The sequence below is a fragment of the Streptomyces sp. NPDC041135 genome, from assembly GCF_055592085.1.
Genome location: NZ_JBVIYZ010000024.1, coordinates 14,143 through 35,751, shown reverse-complemented (window position 1 = coordinate 35,751; position 21,609 = coordinate 14,143). Strand labels below are relative to the sequence as shown.

At 74.8% G+C, this 21,609-nt stretch carries 18 protein-coding genes; 3 read left to right on the top strand and 15 right to left on the bottom strand.

What is annotated here, in order from left to right:
* Positions 1 to 4: 4 nt before the first annotated feature.
* From gdhA to ACZ6CZ_RS31890, 8 genes are all read right to left on the bottom strand, one after another.
* Positions 5 to 1,360 carry an NADP-specific glutamate dehydrogenase gene (gene gdhA, locus ACZ6CZ_RS31925; RefSeq protein ID WP_469028175.1) on the bottom strand — a complete coding sequence of 452 codons (1,356 nt, stop codon included), beginning with the start codon at positions 1,358 to 1,360 and terminating at the stop codon, positions 5 to 7.
* Between the two features lie 181 nt (positions 1,361 to 1,541).
* Positions 1,542 to 2,237 (bottom strand): 4'-phosphopantetheinyl transferase family protein, encoded by a 696-nt coding sequence (locus ACZ6CZ_RS31920; protein ID WP_469028172.1) that lies wholly within the window; start codon positions 2,235 to 2,237, stop codon positions 1,542 to 1,544.
* 2 nt (positions 2,238 to 2,239) lie between these two features.
* On the bottom strand, positions 2,240 to 3,292 hold the full coding sequence (locus ACZ6CZ_RS31915) for a 2-oxoacid:ferredoxin oxidoreductase subunit beta (RefSeq protein ID WP_469028170.1): 1,053 nt from the start codon (positions 3,290 to 3,292) through the stop codon (positions 2,240 to 2,242).
* On the bottom strand, positions 3,282 to 5,150 hold the full coding sequence (locus ACZ6CZ_RS31910; protein WP_469028168.1) for a 2-oxoacid:acceptor oxidoreductase subunit alpha: 1,869 nt from the start codon (positions 5,148 to 5,150) through the stop codon (positions 3,282 to 3,284). Before ACZ6CZ_RS31910 ends, ACZ6CZ_RS31915 begins: the two co-directional genes overlap by 11 nt.
* Before the next feature lie 15 nt (positions 5,151 to 5,165).
* Entirely contained in the window at positions 5,166 to 5,375 is a 210-nt protein-coding gene (locus ACZ6CZ_RS31905; RefSeq protein ID WP_469028165.1) for a biotin carboxylase N-terminal domain-containing protein, read from the bottom strand.
* On the bottom strand, positions 5,372 to 5,596 hold the full coding sequence (locus tag ACZ6CZ_RS31900) for an acyl-CoA carboxylase subunit epsilon (protein WP_469028163.1): 225 nt from the start codon (positions 5,594 to 5,596) through the stop codon (positions 5,372 to 5,374). The genes ACZ6CZ_RS31905 and ACZ6CZ_RS31900 overlap by 4 nt, the downstream gene beginning before the upstream one ends.
* Positions 5,593 to 7,290: an acyl-CoA carboxylase subunit beta gene (locus tag ACZ6CZ_RS31895; protein WP_469028161.1), complete on the bottom strand. Its 1,698-nt coding sequence runs from the start codon at positions 7,288 to 7,290 to the stop codon at positions 5,593 to 5,595. The genes ACZ6CZ_RS31900 and ACZ6CZ_RS31895 overlap by 4 nt, the downstream gene beginning before the upstream one ends.
* A 66-nt stretch (positions 7,291 to 7,356) precedes the next feature.
* The gene (locus tag ACZ6CZ_RS31890) at positions 7,357 to 8,745 is read right to left on the bottom strand and encodes an MFS transporter (protein WP_469028158.1); all 1,389 of its coding nucleotides are present in this window, start codon (positions 8,743 to 8,745) and stop codon (positions 7,357 to 7,359) included.
* A gap of 536 nt (positions 8,746 to 9,281) precedes the next feature.
* On the opposite strand from ACZ6CZ_RS31890, the gene ACZ6CZ_RS31885 reads away from it, so the two are divergent.
* Positions 9,282 to 11,531 carry a helix-turn-helix transcriptional regulator gene (locus ACZ6CZ_RS31885; protein ID WP_469028156.1) on the top strand — a complete coding sequence of 750 codons (2,250 nt, stop codon included), beginning with the start codon at positions 9,282 to 9,284 and terminating at the stop codon, positions 11,529 to 11,531.
* A 159-nt stretch (positions 11,532 to 11,690) separates the two neighbouring features.
* Here ACZ6CZ_RS31885 and ACZ6CZ_RS31880 read toward each other — a convergent pair whose 3' ends face one another.
* On the bottom strand, positions 11,691 to 11,861 hold the full coding sequence (locus ACZ6CZ_RS31880; RefSeq protein ID WP_469028153.1) for a hypothetical protein: 171 nt from the start codon (positions 11,859 to 11,861) through the stop codon (positions 11,691 to 11,693).
* Positions 11,862 to 11,994: 133 nt separating this feature from the next.
* Between ACZ6CZ_RS31880 and ACZ6CZ_RS31875 the strand changes: the two genes are divergently transcribed.
* Together ACZ6CZ_RS31875 and ACZ6CZ_RS31870 are read left to right on the top strand one after the other, a co-directional pair.
* A complete protein-coding gene (locus ACZ6CZ_RS31875) occupies positions 11,995 to 13,023 on the top strand; it encodes a hypothetical protein (RefSeq protein ID WP_469028152.1) in 1,029 nt (342 codons plus the stop codon).
* Between the two features lie 164 nt (positions 13,024 to 13,187).
* Positions 13,188 to 14,180, top strand: coding sequence for an AfsA-related hotdog domain-containing protein (locus ACZ6CZ_RS31870; protein WP_469028150.1), 993 nt, complete (start codon positions 13,188 to 13,190; stop codon positions 14,178 to 14,180).
* 51 nt (positions 14,181 to 14,231) lie between these two features.
* Here the strand turns inward: ACZ6CZ_RS31870 and ACZ6CZ_RS31865 are convergent, their stop codons facing one another.
* From ACZ6CZ_RS31865 to ACZ6CZ_RS31840, 6 genes are read right to left on the bottom strand one after another with little or no spacing between them, the layout of a single operon-like run.
* Entirely contained in the window at positions 14,232 to 15,092 is an 861-nt protein-coding gene (locus ACZ6CZ_RS31865; RefSeq protein ID WP_469028148.1) for a 4'-phosphopantetheinyl transferase family protein, read from the bottom strand.
* Complete coding sequence (locus ACZ6CZ_RS31860) at positions 15,089 to 15,358, bottom strand: phosphopantetheine-binding protein (protein ID WP_469028145.1); 270 nt, start codon at positions 15,356 to 15,358, stop codon at positions 15,089 to 15,091. Before ACZ6CZ_RS31860 ends, ACZ6CZ_RS31865 begins: the two co-directional genes overlap by 4 nt.
* Positions 15,348 to 17,339 (bottom strand): HAD-IIIC family phosphatase, encoded by a 1,992-nt coding sequence (locus ACZ6CZ_RS31855; protein ID WP_469028143.1) that lies wholly within the window; start codon positions 17,337 to 17,339, stop codon positions 15,348 to 15,350. Before ACZ6CZ_RS31855 ends, ACZ6CZ_RS31860 begins: the two co-directional genes overlap by 11 nt.
* A complete protein-coding gene (locus ACZ6CZ_RS31850) occupies positions 17,336 to 18,394 on the bottom strand; it encodes a 3-oxoacyl-[acyl-carrier-protein] synthase III C-terminal domain-containing protein (RefSeq protein WP_469028140.1) in 1,059 nt (352 codons plus the stop codon). Before ACZ6CZ_RS31850 ends, ACZ6CZ_RS31855 begins: the two co-directional genes overlap by 4 nt.
* Positions 18,391 to 21,321 carry a type I polyketide synthase gene (locus ACZ6CZ_RS31845; RefSeq protein WP_469028138.1) on the bottom strand — a complete coding sequence of 977 codons (2,931 nt, stop codon included), beginning with the start codon at positions 21,319 to 21,321 and terminating at the stop codon, positions 18,391 to 18,393. The genes ACZ6CZ_RS31850 and ACZ6CZ_RS31845 overlap by 4 nt, the downstream gene beginning before the upstream one ends.
* Entirely contained in the window at positions 21,318 to 21,602 is a 285-nt protein-coding gene (locus ACZ6CZ_RS31840; RefSeq protein WP_469028136.1) for an acyl carrier protein, read from the bottom strand. The genes ACZ6CZ_RS31845 and ACZ6CZ_RS31840 overlap by 4 nt, the downstream gene beginning before the upstream one ends.
* Between the last annotated feature and the right edge of the window lie 7 nt (positions 21,603 to 21,609).

Sequence of the window (21,609 nt, the reverse complement as noted above, 5' to 3'; positions counted from 1 at the left end):
TCTCCTACACGACTCCCTGGGCCAGCATCGCGTCGGCCACCCGCTCGAAGCCCGCGATGTTAGCGCCCGTGACGTAGTCGCCGGGGGCGCCGTACTGCTCGGCGGTGCGCCAGCACTGGTCGTGGATGTCCCGCATCACCGCCGCGAGTTCGCTCTGCACCCGCTCGCCGGACCAGGACTCGCGGCCGCTGTTCTGCCGCATCTCCAGCGCGCTGACCGCGACCCCGCCCGCGTTGGCCGCCTTGCCGGGGCCGAACGCCACCCCGGCGTCGCGGAAGACCTGTATGGCCGCCGGGGTGACGGGCATGTTGGCGCCTTCCGACACCGCCTTCACCCCGCCCCGCACCAGGGCCAGCGCGTCCGCGGCGTCCAGCTCGTTCTGCGTCGCCGACGGCAGCGCCACGTCCGCGGGGACCTGCCACACCGAACCGCCCGGCACGAACACCGCCGAACCGCCCCGGCGCTCGGCGTAGTCCCGCACCCGGCCCCGCTCGACCTCCTTGACCTGCTTGAGCAGTTCGACGTCGATGCCCTTGTCGTCGACGACACAGCCGTCGGAGTCCGACACGGTCACCGCCCGCGCCCCCAGCTCGTGCAGCTTCTCCACGGTGTGGACGGCCACGTTGCCGGAGCCGGACACCAGCACCTGCTGGCCCGGCAGGTCCTCACCGCGCCGGCGCAGCATCTCCGCGACGAACAGCACATTGCCGTACCCGGTCGCCTCGACCCGCCCCGCCGAGCCGCCCCAGCCCAGGCCCTTGCCGGTCAGGACGCCCGCGTCCCAGCGGTTGGTGATGCGCCGGTACTGGCCGAACAGGTAGCCGATCTCCCGGCCGCCGACGCCGATGTCCCCGGCCGGTACGTCCGTACGGTCGCCGATGTGCCGGTACAGCTCGGTCATGAACGACTGGCAGAACCGCATCACCTCGCCGTCCGACCGGCCCCGCGGGTCGAAGTCGCTGCCGCCCTTGCCGCCGCCGATGCCCAGGCCCGTCAGGGCGTTCTTGAAGATCTGCTCGAAGCCGAGGAACTTCACGATGCCCAGGTTGACGCTGGGGTGGAAGCGCAGGCCGCCCTTGTAGGGGCCGAGCGCGCTGTTGAACTCCACCCGGAAGCCGCGGTTGACCCGCACCCGGCCGCTGTCGTCCTGCCACGGCACCCGGAACAGCAGCTGCCGCTCCGGCTCGCAGAGCCGCTCGACCAGCGCGGCCTCCCCCAGCTCGGGGCGGGCCGCCAGGGCGGGGGCGAGCGTCTCCAGGACCTCCCGGGCGGCCTGATGGAACTCCGGCTCGGCCGGATTCCTGCGGACCACCTCGTCGTACAGGGCGGCGAGCGTCTCGCGTGCGGACGATGACGTCACGGCAACCCCCTTCCGGGCCGGCGGCCCATGCGTGACGGCCAGTACAGTCCTGCCGACTAGGGTCCCGGCAAAGCACCGCCCGACCCGGGACTCCCCCACTGCCGGGCTCGTCCGCGCGCCGACCGGTCCGGTCCGCTTCCCCGCGTCTCCTGGAGATCTACGTGGGCGCCGCGGCGCGCGTTCAGCCCGGCGGGCGCCGCACCGCGACGGCCGCCGCCCGGCCCGGGCCGGCCGCCACGTCGTGCACCTCCCAGCCGGGCGGGGCGCAGGCCCGTGCGCCGCAGCCGACGTACGGTTCGGCGCCGCCGTGGGCCAGTCCCAGGCCGGTGCCCTTCAGACAGGCCTCCTTGCGGGCCCAGCAGCGGGCGAACGCCCGGGGGCGCGCGGGTCCGGGCAGCGCCAGCAGCTCGGCCCGCTCCCGCGGGTGCAGCAGCTGCCCGACCTCCGCCGCCGTCCAGGACGACGGCACCTCCTCGACGTCCACCCCGACCGGCGCCGCCGCGACCGCGGCCAGCGCCAGGTCACCGGCGTACGACAGGGAGAAGTGCGGTGCCGGGCGCCGCGCCGGGTCCGCGGCGACAGCCGGGCGGCCGTGCGGACCGCCGCAGGCGGGGCAGGGCGCCCTGGTCAGCGGCACCTCCCGGGGCGGCACGCCCAGGTAGGCGCCGAGCAGCACGCGCAGCGCGACGTGGGCGGCGCGGAAGCGGGCGCGCTCACGCTCCCGGGCGAAGCCGGCGAGGCGGGCGCGTTCGGCCGTGTCCAGCACCTGCGCCGTGTCCGCCACGGCCGCCGGGTCGATCAGCCACAGCCGCGGTTCGGCGGGCACGCGGCTGCCCGGGGCGGGCAGGGCGGCGGCGTCGTAACGCGTGCAGCGCATCGTCAGCCGACGACGGTCCAGGTGTCCTTGCCGGCGAGGAGCGCGGCGAGGTCGCCCTTGCCGTGCTGTTCGACTGCGGTGTCGAGCTGGTCGGACATGAGGGTGTCGTAGACGGGGCGGCGCACGGAGCGCAGGACGCCGATGGGGGTGTGGTGCAGGGTGTCGGGGTCGGCGAGGCGGGAGAGGGCGAAGGCGGTGGTGGGTGAGGGCTGGTGGGCGTCGTGGACGAGGATGTCGGCCTCGTTGCCGGGGGTGACGGTGACGACCTCCAGGTCGCCGGTGCGGGGGTCGCGGACGACGCCGCGGGTGCGGTCGGGGCCGAAGCGGACGGGCTGTCCGTGTTCGAGGCGGATGAGGGCCTCTTCGGCGCGCTGGGTGTCCTTGAGGGCGTCGAAGGCGCCGTCGTTGAAGATGTTGCAGTTCTGGTAGATCTCGACCAGGGCGGTGCCGGGGTGGGCGGCTGCGGCGCGCAGGACCTCGGTGAGGTGTTTGCGGTCGGAGTCGATGGTGCGGGCCACGAACGAGGCCTCGGCGCCCAGGGCGAGGGAGACGGGGTTGAAGGGGGCGTCCAGGGAGCCCATCGGCGTGGATTTGGTGATCTTGCCGAGTTCGGAGGTGGGGCTGTACTGGCCCTTGGTGAGGCCGTAGATGCGGTTGTTGAACAGCAGGATCTTGAGGTTGACGTTGCGGCGCAGGGCGTGGATGAGGTGGTTGCCGCCGATGGACAGGGCGTCGCCGTCGCCGGTGACGACCCACACGGACAGGTCGCGGCGGGAGGTGGCCAGGCCGGTGGCGATGGCGGGGGCGCGGCCGTGGATGGAGTGCATCCCGTAGGTGTTCATGTAGTAGGGGAAGCGGGAGGAGCAGCCGATGCCGGAGACGAAGACGATGTTCTCCTTCGCCAGGCCCAGCTCGGGCATGAAGCCCTGCACGGCGGCCAGGATCGCGTAGTCACCGCAGCCGGGGCACCAGCGCACCTCCTGATCGGACTTGAAGTCCTTCATCGACTGCTTCGCCTCGGCCTTCGGCACGAGCGAGAGGGCTTCAAGAGGCATGGGTGATCTCCCTCAGCACGGTGGTGAGCTGCTCGGCCTTGAACGGCATGCCGTTGACCTGGGTGTAGGAGTGGGCGTCGACGAGGTACTTCGCGCGGATGAGGGTGGCGAGCTGGCCGAGGTTCATCTCGGGGATCACCACCTTGTCGTAGTGGGACAGCACCTCCCCGAGGTTGCGGGGGAAGGGGTTGAGGTGGCGCAGGTGGGCCTGGGCGACGGGGACCCCGGCCGTGCGCAGCCGCCGCACCGCCGCGGTGATCGGGCCGTAGGTCGAGCCCCAGCCCAGGACCAGCGTGTTCGCCTCGTCCGGGTCGTCGACCTCCACGTCGGCGACCTCGATGCCGTCGATCTTCGCCTGCCGGGTGCGGACCATGAAGTCGTGGTTGGCGGGGTCGTAGGAGATGTTGCCCGTGCCGTCCTGCTTCTCGATCCCGCCGATCCGGTGCTCCAGCCCCGGCGTGCCCGGCACCGCCCACGGCCGCGCCAGCGTCCGCGGATCACGCTTGTACGGATGGAACACCTCGGTGCCGTCCGCCCGCGTGTGGTTCGGGCCGGACGCGAACTGCACCCGCAGATCCGGGAGTGAGTCCGCCTCCGGGATGCGCCAGGGTTCGGAGCCGTTGGCGAGGTAGCCGTCGGAGAGGAGGAAGACCGGGGTGCGGTAGGTCAGCGCGATGCGGGCGGCTTCCAGGGCCGCGTCGAAACAGTCCGCCGGGGTCCTGGGGGCGACCACCGGGACGGGTGCCTCACCGTTGCGGCCGAACATCGCCTGCAGCAGATCCGCCTGCTCCGTCTTGGTCGGCAGCCCCGTCGACGGACCACCCCGCTGGATGTCCACCACCAGCAACGGCAGCTCCAGCGACACCGCCAGCCCGATCGTCTCCGACTTCAGCGCCACCCCCGGACCCGACGTCGTCGTCACCGCCAGCGAACCACCGAACGCCGCACCCAGCGCCGCACCGATCCCCGCGATCTCGTCCTCCGCCTGGAAGGTACGCACCCCGAAATTCTTGTGCCGGCTCAGCTCGTGCAGGATGTCCGAGGCCGGCGTGATCGGATACGACCCCAGATACAACGGCAGATCCGCCTGCCGCGACGCCGCCACCAACCCGTACGCCAACGCCAGATTCCCCGAGATGTTGCGGTACGTCCCCACCGGGAACGCCTTCGTCGCCGGCGCGATCTCGTAGGAGACCGCGAAATCCTCCGTCGTCTCCCCAAAGTTCCACCCCGCCCGGAACGCCGCCACATTCGCCGCCGCGATGTCCGCACGCCTGGCGAACTTCGCCCGCAGGAACCGCTCCGTACCCTCCGTCGGCCGGTGATACATCCACGACAGCAGACCCAGCGCGAACATGTTCTTGCTCCGCTCGGCCTCCTTGCGACTGAGGCCGAACTCCCGCAGCGCCTCCACCGTCAACGTCGTCAACGGCACCGGATGCACGCTGTAACCCTCCAGCGAACCGTCCTCCAGCGGACTCGCCGCGTACCCCACCTTCTGCATCGCCCGCCGCGTGAACTCATCCGTGTTCACGATGATCTCCGCACCCCGCGGCAGATCCCCGATGTTCGCCCGCAACGCCGCCGGATTCATCGCCACCAGCACATTCGGCGCGTCACCCGGCGTGAGAATGTCATGATCGGCGAAATGCAGCTGGAACGACGACACCCCCGGCAGCGTCCCCGCGGGAGCACGGATCTCCGCCGGAAAGTTCGGCAGCGTCGACAGATCGTTGCCGAAGGCCGCGGTCTCCGAGGTGAACCGGTCCCCCGTGAGCTGCATACCGTCACCCGAGTCCCCCGCGAACCGGATGATCACCCGGTCCAGACGACGAACGTCCTTGGTTTCCAGAGGCATACCTGTCGGCTCCTGTCAGTCCTTGATCTCGCGGATGAACGCGCCGGCGGTGAGGGAGGAACCGACGTCGGCGGTGAGACCCCGGACGCTCGCGATCCCGGCGTCCCGGCAGGCCCGGGCCACGCGGACAGCGACCTCACCACGGTTGGCGACGAGGACCCGGGTGACCCGGCGCCCGCGCGACACCGTCGTGGGTGACGCGGAGGTCGTGCGCGCCGCTGTCATGACGCCCACGCGCCCGGCGGGTGGAAGCCGGTGCCCGGGTGCCGCCAGACGGTCCGGGCCACCCCGGGCGCGTCCTCGTCCGGCTGCCGGGCGCGGGCCCGCAGCCGGGCGGTGAGGAGGACGGCGAGGACGGCCACCTCCTCGGCGGTGGGCATGCCGCGGGTCACCCGCAGGCCGGCCAGGGCGAGTTCCTCGGCGGGGTCGGGGAGCGTGGCGGTCACAGCGGGAGGTTCCCGTGCTTGCGGCTGGGCAGGGCGGTGCGCTTGGCCCGCAGCATGGACAGCGCGTCGATCAGGCGGGCCCGGGTGTGCACGGGGTCGATCACGTCGTCGACGAGGCCGCGTTCGGCCGCGTAGTAGGGGTGCATCAGTTCCGTCCGGTACTCCTTGATCTTCTGCGCGCGCATCGCCTCCGGGTCCTCGGCGACGGCGATGTCCTTGCGGAAGATGACGTTGGCCGCGCCCTCGGCGCCCATCACGGCGATCTCGTTCGAGGGCCAGGCGAGGGTGACGTCGGCGCCGATGGAGCTGGAGTCCATGACGATGTAGGCGCCGCCGTAGGCCTTGCGCAGGATCAGCGAGACGCGCGGGACGGTGGCGTTGCAGTAGGCGTACAGCAGCTTGGCGCCGTGCCGGATGACGCCGCCGTGCTCCTGTTCCACGCCGGGCAGGAAGCCGGGCACGTCCACCAGGGTGACCAGCGGGATGCTGAAGGCGTCGCAGAACTGTACGAAGCGGGCCGCCTTCTCGGAGGCGTGGATGTCGAGGACGCCGGCCAGGGTGGCGGGCTGGTTGGCGACGATGCCGACCACCTGGCCGCCGAGCCGGGCCAGGGCGCAGACCACGTTGGTGGCCCACTGGGAGTGCGTCTCGAAGTACTCGCCGTGGTCGGCGATCTCGGCGATGACCTGCCGGATGTCGTAGGCGGCGTTGGGCCGGGAGGGCACCAGGTCCAGCAGGCGTTCGCAGGTGCGGTCGGCGGGGTCGTCGAGGTCGCCGGCCGGGGCGAGTTCGCGGTTGTTGGACGGCAGCAGGGACAGCAGGTAGCGGACGTCCTCGAGGCACTCGGCCTCGTCGTCGTGGGCGAAGCCGGCCACGCCGGACAGGGCGGCGTGGCTGTCGGCGCCGCCGAGGTGTTCGTGGCTGACGTGTTCGCCGGTGACCGCCTGGACGACGTCGGGGCCGGTGATGAACATCTGTGAGGTGCCGCGGACCATGAACACGAAGTCGGTGAGCGCCGGGGAGTAGGCGGCGCCGCCCGCGCAGGGCCCGAGGATCACCGAGATCTGCGGGATGACGCCGGAGTTGCGGACGTTGCGGCTGAAGATGCCGCCGTACCCGGCGAGGGCGGTGACCCCCTCCTGGATGCGGGCGCCGGCGCCGTCGCACAGGCCGACGAGCGGCGCGCCGGCCGCCTCCGCGCGGTCCATCAGCTTGTGGATCTTCTGCGCGTGGGCCTCGCCGAGGGCGCCGCCGAAGATGCGGAAGTCGTGGGCGTAGGCGAAGACGGTACGGCCGTGGACCAGGCCCCAGCCGGTGATGACGCCGTCGGTGTAGGGCTTCTTGTACTCCAGGCCGAAGCCGCTGGCGCGGTGCCGGCGCAGGCCCTCGACCTCCGTGAAGGTGCCCGGGTCGAAGAGCAGGTCGAGCCGTTCCCGGGCGGTCAGCTTGCCCTTGTCGTGCTGGACCTGGGTGGCCTTCTCGCTGGGGCCGCGGGTGACCTGGCGGCGCAGGGCGCCCAGCTCGGCAGCGCGTTCGCGCAGCGAGGCGTGGCGCACGTCGTCCTGGGCGGCCGGTGGGGGTGGCGCCGCGGCGGGGAGCGGGGCCGCCGGGGCGTGGTCCGGGGCGGGCGGGGTGACCGCCGTCGTCGCCGTGATCACCGGACTGTCCGTGGGCCGTTCCTCGGTGACGCTCATACAGACCTCTTTCGACGCGGTGGATCCCGGCTCGGGGACGCGGCCTCGAGAGGGTCAGCGCATCGCCTAAAGGGGGACTTGCGTGTGGGCCCGCGGCAGGCCGGCCGGTGCCGGGGCGGGCTCCGGGCTGCGGTGCAGCAGGGCGAGGCCGGCGAGTGCGGCCAGGGCCGGCAGCAGGGTCATGCCGGCCACCACGCCGGCGTGGGCCGCGGTGCTCTGGTGGGCGGCGTGGCCGGTGCCGGAGGAGACGTAGCCGGTGCACTGCAGGGCGAGGGCGTACAGGAAGGGGCCCACGGCCAGGCCGACCGACTCGGCCGCGCCGAACAGGCCGGACAGGGTGGTGGCGGGGCGCCCGGTGCGGTCGGCGTCGGCGCACCGGTCGGCCAGCAGGGCGTACAGCAGCAGCAGCTGGCCCGCGTGGCCGGTGCCGGCGACGAGCAGGGCGAGGGGCGCGGCGGCGGGGAGGGCGGGGGTCGCGGCGAGCAGGAGGCAGCCCGCGGCGAAGGCGAGGGTGGCCTCCCGGAAGGCGGTGCGGGCGCCCGCCCGGGTGCGGCGGCGGGTCCACCAGGGGGCGGTGAGCAGGTTGGGCAGTACGAAGGCGGCGACCAGGGCCGGGGTCATGCCGCCGTGGTGCAGGGCGTGTTCGGCGAAGTAGGGGCCGCCGGCGAGCAGGCACCCGGTGGCGGTGACCTGGAGGGCGGCGCAGGCGGCCAGGGCGGTGAAGCCGGGGGTGGCGCGCAGCGTCGTCCAGGGGCGGGGGACCGGGCGGACCGGGTCGCGCGGGGCGGTGCCGGTCGGGGGTGGCTGCGGGGGCCGGTGACGTCCGGCCGGGTGGGCGGGGGCGGCTGCCCGGGCGGTGAGGGTCCGGCGCACCGCGAGGGTGGCGGCCGTGATGACCGCGGCGCCGAGGAGGCCCGCCCAGCGGTAGCCGGGCAGTCCGCCGCCGGTGGCGGTGACCAGGGCCGGGGCCGCCGCTCCGGCGGTGAGGGCGGCGACGGCGATGCCCGCGACGCGGGCCGCGACCAGGGCGGTGCGGGACGCGGGGTCGGTGGCCAGGTCGGCGGGCAGGGCGGCGTAGGAGGCGTGGAAGAAGGCGAACGCCGTGGCGGCCAGGGTGAAGCACAGGGCGGCCCACAGGGTGCCGGCGGTGCCGTGCGCGACGCCGGCGAAGGTCAGGGCGAAGGCCAGGGCCGTCGCCGTGCCGCCGGCGGTGAGGTGGGCGCGGCGGCTGCCGGGGCGGCGGACGCGGTCGCCGAGGCGGCCCGCCCACGGGGTGACCACGACGTCCCACGCCTTGGGCAGCAGTACGGCCGCGCCGGCGGCCGCGGCGGGCGCCCCGAGGGTGTCGGTGAGGTACGGCAGCAGGAGCAGCCCCGGCAGGGTCGTGAACACGCCGGTCACCGCGGAGCCGCAGGCATAACCGACCCGAATCCGCAAGCGGGGGGCACCGGACACGTCTGTTTCTCCCTACAGATGGCGATACGGCCGAAGAACGACTCCCGAGCATGGCGACCGCGCGGCCGAACGCCAGTCGGGGATTTCCCTGGCAGCGGGTCCCGGCCGCTTGTCGGGAACCGTTCGGCCGATCTCGGTCCGGCTTACCCGGTGCGGGAGTTGGGTCCTGCCTAAGCGAGACTCGAGTCACACTCGAGCGGGACTCGAGGCCGACTCGAGGAACACTTGAGGAACACTCGAGGCGGACTTGAGCGATCATCGAGCGGGAAGGGGAATGCAGGTCCGCCGTCCGGTGGATTGCGCCTGCTTTACCCATGACTTACCCAGGCTTTGCGACCTCCCGGGGGTTCGCCGCGGGTCCCGAATTCCCCGCCGGACGCGCCCCGGCCGGGCCCCGCTCCCGTCGGCCGGCACCTCCTCCGACCTGCACTTCCTGCCATGCAGCCAGCGGCCAGCGGGGGGTGCTTGGAGCGGGCGGGCGGATGGGCGAGGCTGCGCCGCAGCCGCAGCGACCGAGGTGCGACCGAGGAGGACCCGTGCCGCAGGGGCAGACCGGACAGCCGGACCGGAGTGCCCGTGCGGCCGCGCGCGACCACGAACTCGCCTTGCTGGTAAGGGAGTTGGCGGAGGCTCGGACCCGGTCCGGGGTGGTGCGGATCTCCGGGGAACCGTGGGTCGGCAAGACCCGGCTCGCCCGGCGGCTGGCCCGGGCCGCGGAGCGCGGGGAGTGGACCGTCGCCTGGGGGCGCGCGGCCGACGGCGGCGACGCCGCGCCGCCCTTCCACGTCCTGGTCGACGCGCTCGACGACCTGCTCGCGCCGGCCGCGGCCGAGCTGTCGCGGGGGCTCGGGGACGCGCGGGTGCGCCTGCTGGCGCACGTGTTCCCGGCGTTGCGCGGCGGCGGCGCGGGGCCGCCGGGCGGCGCCGCGGGCGTCGGCGGCGGCGCGCGGGCGGACCTCGACGGGTACGCCGTGGCGCGGGCCCTGCGGGCCCTGACGGAGCTGCTGGCCGGGCGGCGGGGCCTGCTGCTCGTGCTGGACGACGCCCACCGCGCGGGGCCGGAGGTGGTGGAGTTCGTCGAGCAGTTGCTGCGGCGGCCGCCGGGCGCGCCGGTGCTGACCGTGCTGGTGCACCGCGGTGGGGGGCCGGGGGCCCGGCGGCTGGCCGCGCTCGCCCACGGCGACGACGGCGTACGCCATGTCGGGCTGTCGCCGCTGACGCGGGCCGAGGCGGAGGGCCTGCTGCCTCCCGGGCTGCCGCCGTGGCGACGCGAACTGGTGCTCAGGGACGGCGCGGGCGTACCGGGGCTGGTGCGGGCGCTGGTGGCCGCGGAGCCGGCGGAGCTGTACAGCGAGGCCGAGCTGCGGCGCGGGCCCTCGCCCCTGGAGGCGGGCGCGCTGGACCAGCGGGCGCTGTCCCCCCTCGCGCGGCGGTGCCTGGCGGCGGCCGCCGCGGCCGGGGATCCGTTCAGCGTCGGCCTGCTGGCGCGGACGGTGCCGCCGGCCGCCGGGGACGTCCTGGGGGCGGTGGACGAGCTGTACGGCGAGGGCATCGTGCGGCCCGGCTCCCGGGCGGGCTGGTTCCGCTTCGCCCGGCCCGCGGTACGGGGGCTGCTGGCGGGCGCGCCGTCCCCGGACCCGGCGGACAGCGCGGCGCAGGCCGCGGCGCCGGCCGCGCTGACGCGGTCCGGCGTGCCCACCGCCGGGGAGGCGCACGCGCTGGAGTCGTACGCCCGGGCCACGGTGTTCGTGCAGCCCGGCCGGGCGGCGCGGGCTGCCCGGCGGGTGGTGGAGCGGCCCGGCGCCCCGGAAACCGCCTGGCTGCTGCTGTGCCAGGGGCTGGTGCTCAGCGGGCGCCCGGCGCAGGCGGTCGGCGAGTACGCCCGCCTGTGGCCGACGGACGCCTCCGCTTCCGCCCGGCCGCTGCTGTGGGCCGGGGCCGCCGTGTGGCGGGCCCGCGCCCTGCGGCTGCTGGGGCTGCGGCGGGTGGCCTGGCAGGTGCTGCGGGAGGTACCGCGCCACGACCGCCTCGCCGTCCCGGCCGTGGACGAGGAACTGACCGCGCTGCTGCTGGAGTCGGGCCGTCCCGCGCGTGGCGCCGCGCTGGCGGTCGCCCGGCGGCTGGAGCGAGGGGGACCGGGCGCGGGCCGGGGGTACGTGCTGGCGCTGGTCGCCGCCGCTCGGGCCGGGTGCGGGGAGGCCGGAGCGGCGCGAGAGGCCCGGCGGGAGGCCGAGGTGCTGCTGCTGGGGCTCGGGCGGGAGAGGGCGGCGCCGTACGTGGAGGCGTGGGGCTGGCTGGGGGAGGCCGCGGCGGCGGGCGGGGAGGCGGCCGCCGCGCGCCGGCTGTTCGGGTACGGGTTCGACCTCGCCCTGCACCACGGGCAGGGGCATCTGCCGGGCCGGCTCGCGCTCGGGCTGGCGCGGGTCTGCCTGGATTCCGGTGACCCGGCCGCGGCCGCGGCCCACGCCCGCTTTGCCGCCGCGGAATTCGACCGGCTCGGCGCACACGATCTCACCGTATCGGCGCGGGAAATAGCGGAACGCGGCGAACAGGGCGCGGGTGATGATACCGGGAGCGTCCGTGATTTCGCTTTGAGCGGGCGTGAGCGAGAAATAGCGCTGTTGCTCGGCCCGGGTCTCACCAACCAGCAGATCGGCGCCCGGCTGAATATCAGCGTGAAAACGGTGGAGACCCATCTCGGCCGGATATTCAAAAAGCTGGGTGCGCGCTCCCGGGCCCAGGTGGCTTTCATTCTGGCCGGGCCGCACAGCCGGGAGGGCGAATAGAGAAAGGCCCCGCTCGGTGTGGAGGGGGCCTGCGGGCGGGGCGCCGGCGGACGAAGAAGCGGACCGGGTAGGTCCAGTCCGCTTCCGGCGCGTCCGGGTGTCCCGAGGAGCGTGGCTAGTTGCGCCGCTTCGGCGCCGGCATGATCCGAACGGCAGGCCTCAGCCCCACTGGTCGTCCTGCAGGGAGGTCGTCGTGCCGTGCTCGGACGACACCGCCGCGGCCGGCGAGGCATGCGGAGGACCGAAGTCCGGAATGTTGGAACCCGCCACGGTGAGTAATCCGGCCGCAGCCAGAAGTCCCACTGCCGTGAATCGCAGCACCTTGCTCATGTCTACCCCCATGTCGACAGATGACGTGTGGTGCGGCGACAACACTTGCGCACACCGGTTTTCGGCCCAAGACATTCCTGGTGTCGTAAAGTTGCCTGACAAGAAGTTCTCGTCACGGGGGAGTGAGCCTGCAATGTCTGAAAGCGCCCTCATTGCCAGCAGTTTCGCCATGCTGGACGAAGCCGAGGCGAGAGCGTACCGCAATGCAGTGCTGCTGGGCCGCTTTGTCCGCGAGGAGATGGCGACCACCCTCGGGGTGTCCCTGGAAAAGGCCGCCGCCATCCAGGAGCGACTGCAGACGCTGAGCCTGCTGCGGCCCCTGCCGGGCGAGCCGGAGGTGCTGGTGCCGGTCAGCCCGGACGCGGCGGTGGCCGACCTGGTGGGGCCGACCGAGTCGCGCATCCGCGACATGCAGCGCACGGTCACCGAGGTCCGCGACCAGTTGGGCACCCTGCGCTCGACCTACTTCGAGAGCCGGCAGCAGCGCAACCAGGCCGAGGCCTTCGACGTGATCAGTGACATCGATGCCTTGCAGGCCATGCTGGACGAACAGGGCGAGCGCTGCCGGCAGGAGATGCTCACCGCCCAGCCCGGCGGGGCCCGCCCCTCCACCCTGCTGGCCAACGCCCGCCCCAAGGTGCTGGAGCGGCTGGACCGCGGGGTGCGCATCCGGCACCTGTACCAGCACACCGCGCGCAGCGACCTGGCCACCACCGCCTATGTGCAGGCGGTGACCGAGCACGGCGCGGAGGTGCGCACCACCAACGAGCTGATCGACCGGATCGTCATCTACGACCGTGAGGTGGCGTTCCTGCCGGAGCAGCACGTGGACGGCCGGGTGCCCGGGGCGGTGGTGGTGCGCGAACCGACGCTGGTGGCGTTCCTGTGCCGGGTGTACGAGCACCTGTGGGAGGGGGCCACCCAGTTCGTGCCGGGCGCGGAGGACGGGGCCGAGGTGACCGACGACCTGAAGCGGTCGATCATCAAGCTGATGGCCCAGGGCTACAAGGACGAACTGGTGGCCCGCCGGCTGGGCATGTCGGTGCGCACCTGCCGCCGCTACATCTCCCAGATCATGCTGAGCGTGGACGCGACCAGCCGGTTCCAGGCCGGGGTGAACGTCGCGCAGCTCGGCATGCTGGACGCGCAGGAGTCGCCGTGACGGTGGCCCCGGTCCAGCGGCGCCGCGCCCGGGGCCGCCGCGGCGGCACTGCCTGTCAGGCCACAACGTGCCAGCGTCCGCGGCTGGTCCGGCCCGGCGCGGGCCCGGCACGCTGAGGCGAACTGTCGCAGGGCGGCCGGGCCACGGCCGGGGAGGATGAGCCGATGAGGAACTCCGCACCGGCGGAACGCACCCGGGCCGGCCGTCACCTCGTGCACCGGCCGCACACCTTCGACCCGCGGGCGGCGGACGGCCCCGCGGACCTGACGCAGGAGTTCGTGCTCACCGGTGACCTCCCCGACGACCACCCGCTGTTCAACGACGGCCCCGGGCTGTTCCACGACCCGCAGGCGGCGCTGGCGATGGTCCGGCAGGTCAGCGAGGGCATCGGGCAGGGGCATTTCGGCATCCCGGCCGACCGGACCGGGGTCTTCTACCGGTTCGGCCTGGACCTCGGCGACGTGAGCGCCTGGCGCCGGCACTCCGGGACCGGCTCCCTGGCGGTGACCATGCGGGTGCGTCCGGACAAGGTGATCTCGGGCGTCCCCCGGGCGCTGGAGTTCGACACCGGGCTGGAGATCGACGGTGTTCCGGCGGGCACCGGGTCGGCGAGCCTGCTGTTCCTCGCGCCGCTGCTGCACCACAGCCACCGTGCGGACAGCCGGGCCGTCGCGCTGGCCGCGGCGGCCAGGGACCCGGAGGCGGGCGGGGCCGGGGACGCGCCGCGGGCCGCGTGCGGTCCGCAGCCGCTGGAGGTGGGGCGGTCGGCGGCCGCCAACGTCCTGTTGCAGGAGCCCCTCACCGCCGACGGCAACCGGCTGTCGGCGACCGTACGGCCGCCGCACGCCTGGCCGGCCGGGCTGGTCCAGGACGACGGCTCCCCCGCCCCGGCGCTGCTGCTGGAGGTCCTGCGGCAGACCGCGCTGCTGGGCGCGCACCGGCTGCACGGCCTGGATCCCCGGCACAGCGCCCCGGCCGCCGTGCACACCCACTTCCGCGGCTACGCCGAGCCCGACCTGCCGCTGCGCTGCGTGGCCGTGGCCCAGGCGGCCGGCCAGGACGCGCTGGGCCGCCGGCTGGTCCCGCTGATGCTGACGCTGACGCAGTCGGGCCGGGCGGTGACGGAGGCGACCGTGTCGGTGGTCGAGGACGTGTGACCCGGGCGGGCCGGCCGCCAGGTGCGGCGGGCGGGGCCGGTGCGGCGGCTCTCAGCGGCCGAGGATGGTGGACCACTCCTGCCGTTCGGCGTCCAGTGCCTGCTGGATGGCGGCGGCCGCCTCGGCGTCGAGCATGGTGGTGATCTCGGTGTCGAGGGTGCGGCCGAGGCCGGCGTCGTAGACGGCGACGCTGACCACGAAGGCGGTGCCGCCGCTGTCCAGGGCGACCGTGCGCAGCGCCCACTCGTCGCCGGTGCCGGCGGTGCCGTCGGGACGGTTGACCTGGGTGGGGCGGCTGCCGGGGCCGAAGCCGAACTCGGTGAAGCGGAACTGGATGCCCTGGCCGATCGCCTTGCTGTAGGCCTCCTTCAGGGTCCACAGGCGCACCAGGCTGGGATTGCGCTCGGGCTCGGGCAGTTCGGACAGCAGCAGCCGCTCGTGCGGGGTGCACACGTGCCGGTCCAGGCCGCGGGCGTAGATGCTGCGGTCGGCGCGCTCGGCGTCCACACCGATCAGCCCGCGCGTGGTCAGGCCGACGAGCAGCAGGTCGTCGGTGTGGCTGAGGCTGATGTCGATCTGGTCGCAGCCGCGCAGGTACGGCCGTCCGGTCGGCCCGTAGGCCAGCTCCAGGTCGGCCGCCTCGGCGCGCAGCGCGGCCGCCGCCGCGTGTTTGAGCAGCCGCCGGGAGGCCGCGTACCGGCCCCGGATGTCGGGGTGCTCGATGTCCCGGTAGCGGGTCCAGTCCCGGCCCAGGACCGCGCGCAGCGCGGGGCCGTCCGCGGCGGCGGGCCGCCAGTCGTCGAGGCGTCCGTGGACCACCGCGGTGCCGTGCTCGCGCAGGTCGTCGCGGACCGCCGACCAGTCGGTGCCCTCCGCCGTCACGACGATCAGGTCGCCGCCCGCCGCGTTCATCGTGTGTCCGTCCCGTCGTCGGGTCCGGCGGTGGTGACCAGGGCGTGGATCTCGCGCAGGCTGCGGGTGCGCAGCAGGCTGCCGACGGGCAGGCTGCGGCCCGTCTCGCGCTCCAGGAGCATCAGCAGCCGCAGCAGGTGCACCGAATCCCACTCGGGCAGCGCGTCGAAGTCGACGGCGGCCTGGTCCTCGGTCAGGTCGAGGCCGAGTTCCTCGCGTACGGCGTCGAGGAAGCCCGCGAGGCCTGCCGTGCGCTCACGGCTCATCGGTGGCTCCTTCGAAGTCGGCCTCGACGGTGAGGTGCCCGGGCAGGGCGGGGATGTCGGCGAGGTCGTGCCGGAACAGCAGCTCCTCCCCGGCCCCGGCCCGGTCGGCCGCGGGCTCGGGCACGAAGCCGAGCGAGGGGTAGAAGCCGCTGGAGCGGCCGTTGCTGCGGGTGGCGCGGAAACGGGCGCGTACCGCGGGCAGCCCGCGGGCGCGGGCGTGGCGCAGCAGCGCGGTCATGCAGCCGTGCTCGATGCCGCGGGCCAGGGCGCGGCAGCTGAGCAGCAGGTTGTCGATGTGCAGGCCGTCGTCGAGGTGGTGGGCGAAGACCGCGCCCACCAGGCCGCTGTCGCCGTAGCGGTCGCTGACCCGCACCGCGAGCAGCCGGTGGGCCGGGTCGGTGTGCAGTGCGCCGATCCGTTCGGGCGGGACGCGTTCCCCGGTGAGGTTGAACTGGTTGGTGCGCAGGGAGAGCTGGGACATGCGGTGCAGTTCGCCGGGGCGGGGCGGGGAGATGCGGACGACGACCTCCAGTTCCCTGAGGTAGTCCTCGTAGGAGCCGGTCGACTCGCGCAGCCGGGCCCGCTCGGCGTTGGCCCGGTACTGGCCGGTGCGGCCCCGGTCGTCGTCGGTGAGGTACGGGGTGTCGAACCAGCCGTCGGCCAGCAGCCGGGCGACGTGCCGGGCGGGTTCGGTGCCCAGCGGGATCACGGCGGTGCCGGGCAGGCGGTGGCGGATCAGCGCCCGTTCGGCGGGGTTGTCGTCGGCGAACACCAGGGCGTCGGTGGCGATGCCCAGTCCGGCGGCGATGGCGCGCAGCGCGGTGTCCTTGGGGTCCCAGCCGGCGTGGACGGTGACGAAGTCGTCGGCCCGCAGGGTCATGTCGGGGTGCTCGCGCAGCACCTCGCGCACCGGGCCGGGGTCGTTCTTGCTGCTGACGGCGAGCAGGACGCCCTGCGAGGCGAGCTGCTTGGCGACGCGCTGCACGGCGGCGTAGGGCTCCCCGCGCAGGGTGGGCCCGCAGTCGATGCCGTCGGGCCCGTCCTCGCCGAGCACGCCGTGCCACAGGGTGTGGTCCAGGTCGAGGACCAGGCACTTGCGGCCCAGGCCGCGGCGGGCGCGCAGCACGTGCACGGCCTCGCGGGCGAGCGCGGCGAGCAGGGCCGGGGTGAAGGCGCCGCGGGTGTAGAGGGCCAGGCGCGGGTCGGTGGCCGGGCCGCCCTCGGCGATGAGCGGGTCGAGGTCGACGACGGCCAGCGCGGGGTGGGTGGCGGTCATCCGCAGCAGGCGGGCGTTGAACTCCCGCCACAGGGCGCCGAGCAGGGCCCGCTGCCGCTGGTCGGTCAGCTGGTGGGTGAGGGTGCGCGGCAGCGGGACGGTGGTGAGGACGAGGGCGCCGGTGCCGTGGGCGTCGTGCGCGGCGGCGACCGCCCGGAGGCGTTCCAGGAGCCGGGCGCAGGCCTGTTCGGCGTCGGCGGCCGTCCACGGCAGCGGGAGCAGGTCGGCGACGGCGTCCGCGCCGAGGACGCAGAGGGTCAGCTCGGCCGCGTGGCCGCGCAGCTCGCTGCCGGGGTCGGTGAGGTCGCGCAGGTAGGCGCCGTGGTCGCCGGTGACCAGGCGGGCGAGCAGCCCGTGCCGGGCCAGTTCGGCGACCAGCGGGTCGGGCAGCTGGGCGGTGCCGGAGTGCCCGGTGACGGCCACGGCGACGGTGGGGGTGCCGGGGTGGTGGGCGAGGACGTCCTCGGGCCGCAGCCGGGACAGCAGGCTGCCGCACCGCGCCAGGTCCTCGGCGGTCCTGGCCTCGTCCCGGTCGGCGGCGTCGACGAGCCGGGCCAGCAGCGGTGCCACCCGCGGGTATTCCTCGGCGAGCCGCCCGGCGCCGTGCAGGGCGCGGATCTCGGCGAGGGCGCCGGCCGGCGGCGGGGTGCCCGCGGTGGGCGCCGGCGGGGTGCGGAAAGGGTTCTCCGCCACGGTGTCGGTCATCGGCCGTGCCCCGCTTCGCCGGAGGGTGCCGGGCGTTCGAGGGCCAGGCCGGTCTTGATCCACTTGCTGGACTCCACCACCACGGACAGGGCCCGTTCGCCGGGCGCCAGCCGGGACAGCAGGCGGTCCAGCTGGAACAGCGGGAGGGCGTTGCCGGTGTTGCCGGTGTCGCGGACGCAGGAGATCTCGCGGGTCGTGGCGGGCAGGCCGAGGCCGGCGACGATGCGGTCGGTCATGTGGCCGGACAGCTGCGGCGGCAGCACGTAGTCGATGTCCCGCAGGTCCCAGCCGGTGGTGTGCAGCAGGTCCCACACGGTCTCGCCGGCCAGTGCGGGCACCTTCTCCTCGATGGTGCGGTAGTCCTCGTGGAGCATGCGGCGGCCGGGGTCCGGCGGTGCGGCGCCGTGCCAGCCGACGACCTGCCCCGGCGGGCGGCCCTGCCCGGTGAAGCGGTGCAGCAGGGCGCGCACCGCCACCGCGCCGGGGTGCGGGTCGGCGGTGACCACGGCGGCCGCCGCCCCGTCGCCGAACAGCACGTAGTTGACGAGTTCCTGGGTGGCCAGCGCGGACGCGTCCTGCCCGGCCCGCAGGAACCGGTCGGTGACGTCGCCGGCGACGACCAGGCCGGTGCGGTGGCCGCCGGCGAGCAGGGCGCGGGCCACGTCGAGCGCCTGGACGGCGCCGGAGCAGCCGGCCTGGATCTGGTAGGTGGGCAGGTGGTTGAGGCCGAGGCGGTCGGCGGTCTCGTTGGCGGTGGTGGGCAGCAGCGAGTCGGGCGTCGCCGTCGACAGCACCAGGAAGTCCAGCTCGCGGGCGTCCACGCCGGCTGCGGCCAGGGCGCGTACCGAGGATTCCGCGCACAGGTCGGTCAGGCTGTGGGTGACCTTCCCGGTGGCCGGGTCCCAGCCGAAGTGCCGGGTGCGGGTGCCGACGAACAGGTCGATCCAGTCCTCGCTGATCCCGAAGGCGCCGCTCAGTTCCGCATTGCCGACGGGGTCGCCGGGCAGCGCGGTGCCGGTGCCCGCCAGGTGCATGAGCGGGGTGTGTCCGGTCATGCCGGGGCTCCCACCGTGGTCATCTCCCGCACGAGCGCGGCGAGGGTGCCCACCGACCGCAGCGCGGGCAGCAGCTGCTGCACCGTGATGCCCGCGGCCTGCGGCAGCCGCTGCTCGATGCGGTCCTTCAGTTGCATGATCATCACCGAGTCGAAGCCGAGGTCCTCGTAGAAGCGGGCGTCGGCGACGACCTGGTCGCGCGGGTACTCGCCGACCTCGACGACGGCGTCGACGACGGCGGCCAGGACCGCGTCGCCGGCCGGGGCGGCGGCCGGGACGGCGGCGGTCATGGACGGCGGCTGCGTGGCCTGGGCCGGGAACTGCGGGAGGGGTGACGGCGCGGGCGCCGGGGCGGCGTGCCAGAAGCGGCGGGCGTCGGAGAACACGTACGGGGCGAGGCGTTCGGTGCGCCGGTGCGCCGGTGCGTACAGGGCGTCCCAGCGGGGCTCCACGCCGCCCAGGTACAGGCCGCCGAGGGTCTCGGCGAGGTCGGTGGCGGTGGCCGCCCGGCCCGGCGCCGGGTGCAGCAACCGTACGCCCGGTGGCAGTCCTGACCGTTCGGCCAGGTCCAGCAGGTGCCGGGCGGGGCCGATCTCCACCAGGCAGGTGGGCGCGGCCTCGGCGGTCAGCGCGGCGAGCGCGTCGGCGAACCGGACCGGTTCGACGGCCGCTCCCGCCCAGTACGCGGCGTCCAGGACGTCGCCGTCACCGAGCATCCGGCCCCAGCGGGACGAGGCCATGGCCGGCCGGGGCGCGGCGGGCCGCGCCGGCCCGGGTCCGGCGGCGATCCGGTCGGCGACGGCGGCCGCGGCCGGGCCGTGCGCGGGGCGGGCCACCCGCGGCCGGCCGACGCGCAGCCCACGGCCGGCCAGCGTCCCGGCGGCCGCCTCCAGCTGGTCGGCCGGCCCGGACAGGACGGTGTCGCGCGGGCCGTCCAGCGCGGCCACGAACAGCCCCGGGTGGTCCTCGAGCACGTCGCCGATCTCCTCGGGGGCACCGCGCACGGCGAGCATCCCCCCGTCCGCCAGCGCGTCCGCGGCGGCCGCGTGCGCGGCGACCAGGCGGGCGGCGTCGGTCAGGCCGAGCGCGCCGGCGGCGACGGCGGCCGGGTACTCCCCGGTGCCGTGGCCGAGCACCGCGTCGGGTACGACGCCGAGGTCTGCCAGGGTCCGGGTGAGGGCGTAGGCGACCGCGAACAGGGCGGGCTGCGCCCGGCGGGTCAGGTGAACCGCCGGGTCGTCGGCGAGGAGCAGCTCGCGCACCGAGTCGCCGGTGTGCGGGCGCAGCGCGTCGTCGGCGTCGTCCAGGTGCCGCCGGTACAGGGCCGACTCCCGGTACAGGGCGGCGGTCATGCCGGGTTCCTGGCAGCCCTGCCCGGAGTACAGGAAGGCGATCACCGGGGGCCGCCAGGCGCGGTCGGCGACGGAGGCGCGCAGCTGTTCGTCGTCGGCGGCGTGCCGCAGGGTGGTGGCGAGTTCGGCGGTGTCGCGGGCGGTGAACGCGGCCAGGTAGGGCAGGCCGGTCTTGACCTTGTTGCTGGTCCAGCAGACGGCCGCGGCGTCGCCGCGCGGCCGCCGGGCCAGCGTCTCGGCCTGCGCGGCCAGGTTGCGGCGCAGCGCCTCGGGGGTGTCGCCGGAGACGGTGAACACCCCGGTGCCGGCCGGGCCGCGCTCGGCGGGGCGCGCCGGGCGGGGCGCGGAGGCCAGCACGGCGTGGGCGTTGGTGCCGCCCATGCCGAAGCTGCTCACCGCGGCGAGCACCTCCCCGGGGGGCAGCCGCACGGGTGTCTTCAGCAGGCTCAGGCCCCGTTCGGCGAGCCGCAGCCGGGGATTCTCGCGCAGCGCGAACCGGCTGGCGGGCACGATCCGGTGGTACAGCGCCAGCGCGGTCTTGATCAGGCCGGCGATGCCGGCGGCGCCCTCGGTGTGGCCGATGTTGCCCTTCACCGAGCCGATGGCGCACGGCTGCTCACGGGGCACCGCGTGCACCTCGCCGAGGGCCGCGCACTCGATGATGTCGCCGAGCGTGGTGCCGGTGCCGTGCGCCTCCAGGAACCGGATCTGCTCGGCGCGCACCCCGGCCCGCCGGTAGGCGGCGGCGACGACGTCCCGCTGGGCCCAGCGGCTGGGCGCGGTCACGCCGTTGCTGCGGCCGTCCTGGTTGACGGCGGTGCCGCGGACGACGGCGTAGACGCGCTGGTGGTCGGCGAGCGCGTCTTCCAGCCGGCGCAGGACGACCACGCCGGCGCCGTCGCTGCGGCCGATGCCGTCGGCGTCCATGCTGAACGGCTTGCAGCGGCCGTCCGGGGCCATCAGCCCCATCTGCCGGTAGACCAGGCCGAGCGCGGGGGTGAGGACCAGGTTGACGCCGGCCGCCAGCGCGGTGGAGCACTCCCCGGAGAGCAGGGAGTTGACGGCGAGGTGGACGGCGACCAGGGAGGACGAGCAGGCGGTGTCCACCGCGAGGCTCGGCCCTTTCAGGTCCAGGTGGTAGGAGATGCGGTTGGCGGTCATGCCGGCGCTGCTGCCGGCGCCGAGCTGCGGGGTGACCCGGGCGTAGTCGCCCATGTGCAGCTGGGCCCACTCGCTGCCCATGACGCCGACGAAGACGCCGGTGTCGCTGTCGGCGAGGGAGGCCGGGGAGCGGCCGGAGTCCTCCAGGGCCCGCCAGGCGCACTGCAGCAGGAGCCGCTGCTGCGGGTCCATGGCGGCCGCTTCGCGCGGGGAGACGGTGAAGAAGTCGTTGTCGAAGACGGCCGCGTCCTCGACGAAGCCGCCGCGCACGTCGGCGTCGAAGCCGGGTCCGCCGCGGTCGGCGGGCAGGGGGCCGATCGCGTCGCCCTGCCGCATCAGCAGGTCCCAGTACGCCTCGACGCCGTGCGCGGCGGGGAAGACGCAGTCCAGGCCGACCACGGCCACGGAGTTCACCGCTGCCGCCCGTTCGCCGGGTCCGCGCCGCGGGCCGCCAGATGGGCTGCCAGGCCGGCCACCGTGGGGTGGTCCCAGGCCAGGGACGGTTCGACGGCGATGCCGAACTCGTCCTCGATGTCGCCGCACAGGCTCAGCGCGCACACCGAGTCCATGCCGTACTCGGCCAGCGGCACGGTCGCCTCGATGTTCTCCGGCAGGCGGTCCAGGTAGACCGCCAGGTGCGTGGTCAGCCACTGGTGCAGCGGGGCCTCGGTGTACCGCGGCGGGGAGAGGGTCATCCCTGAA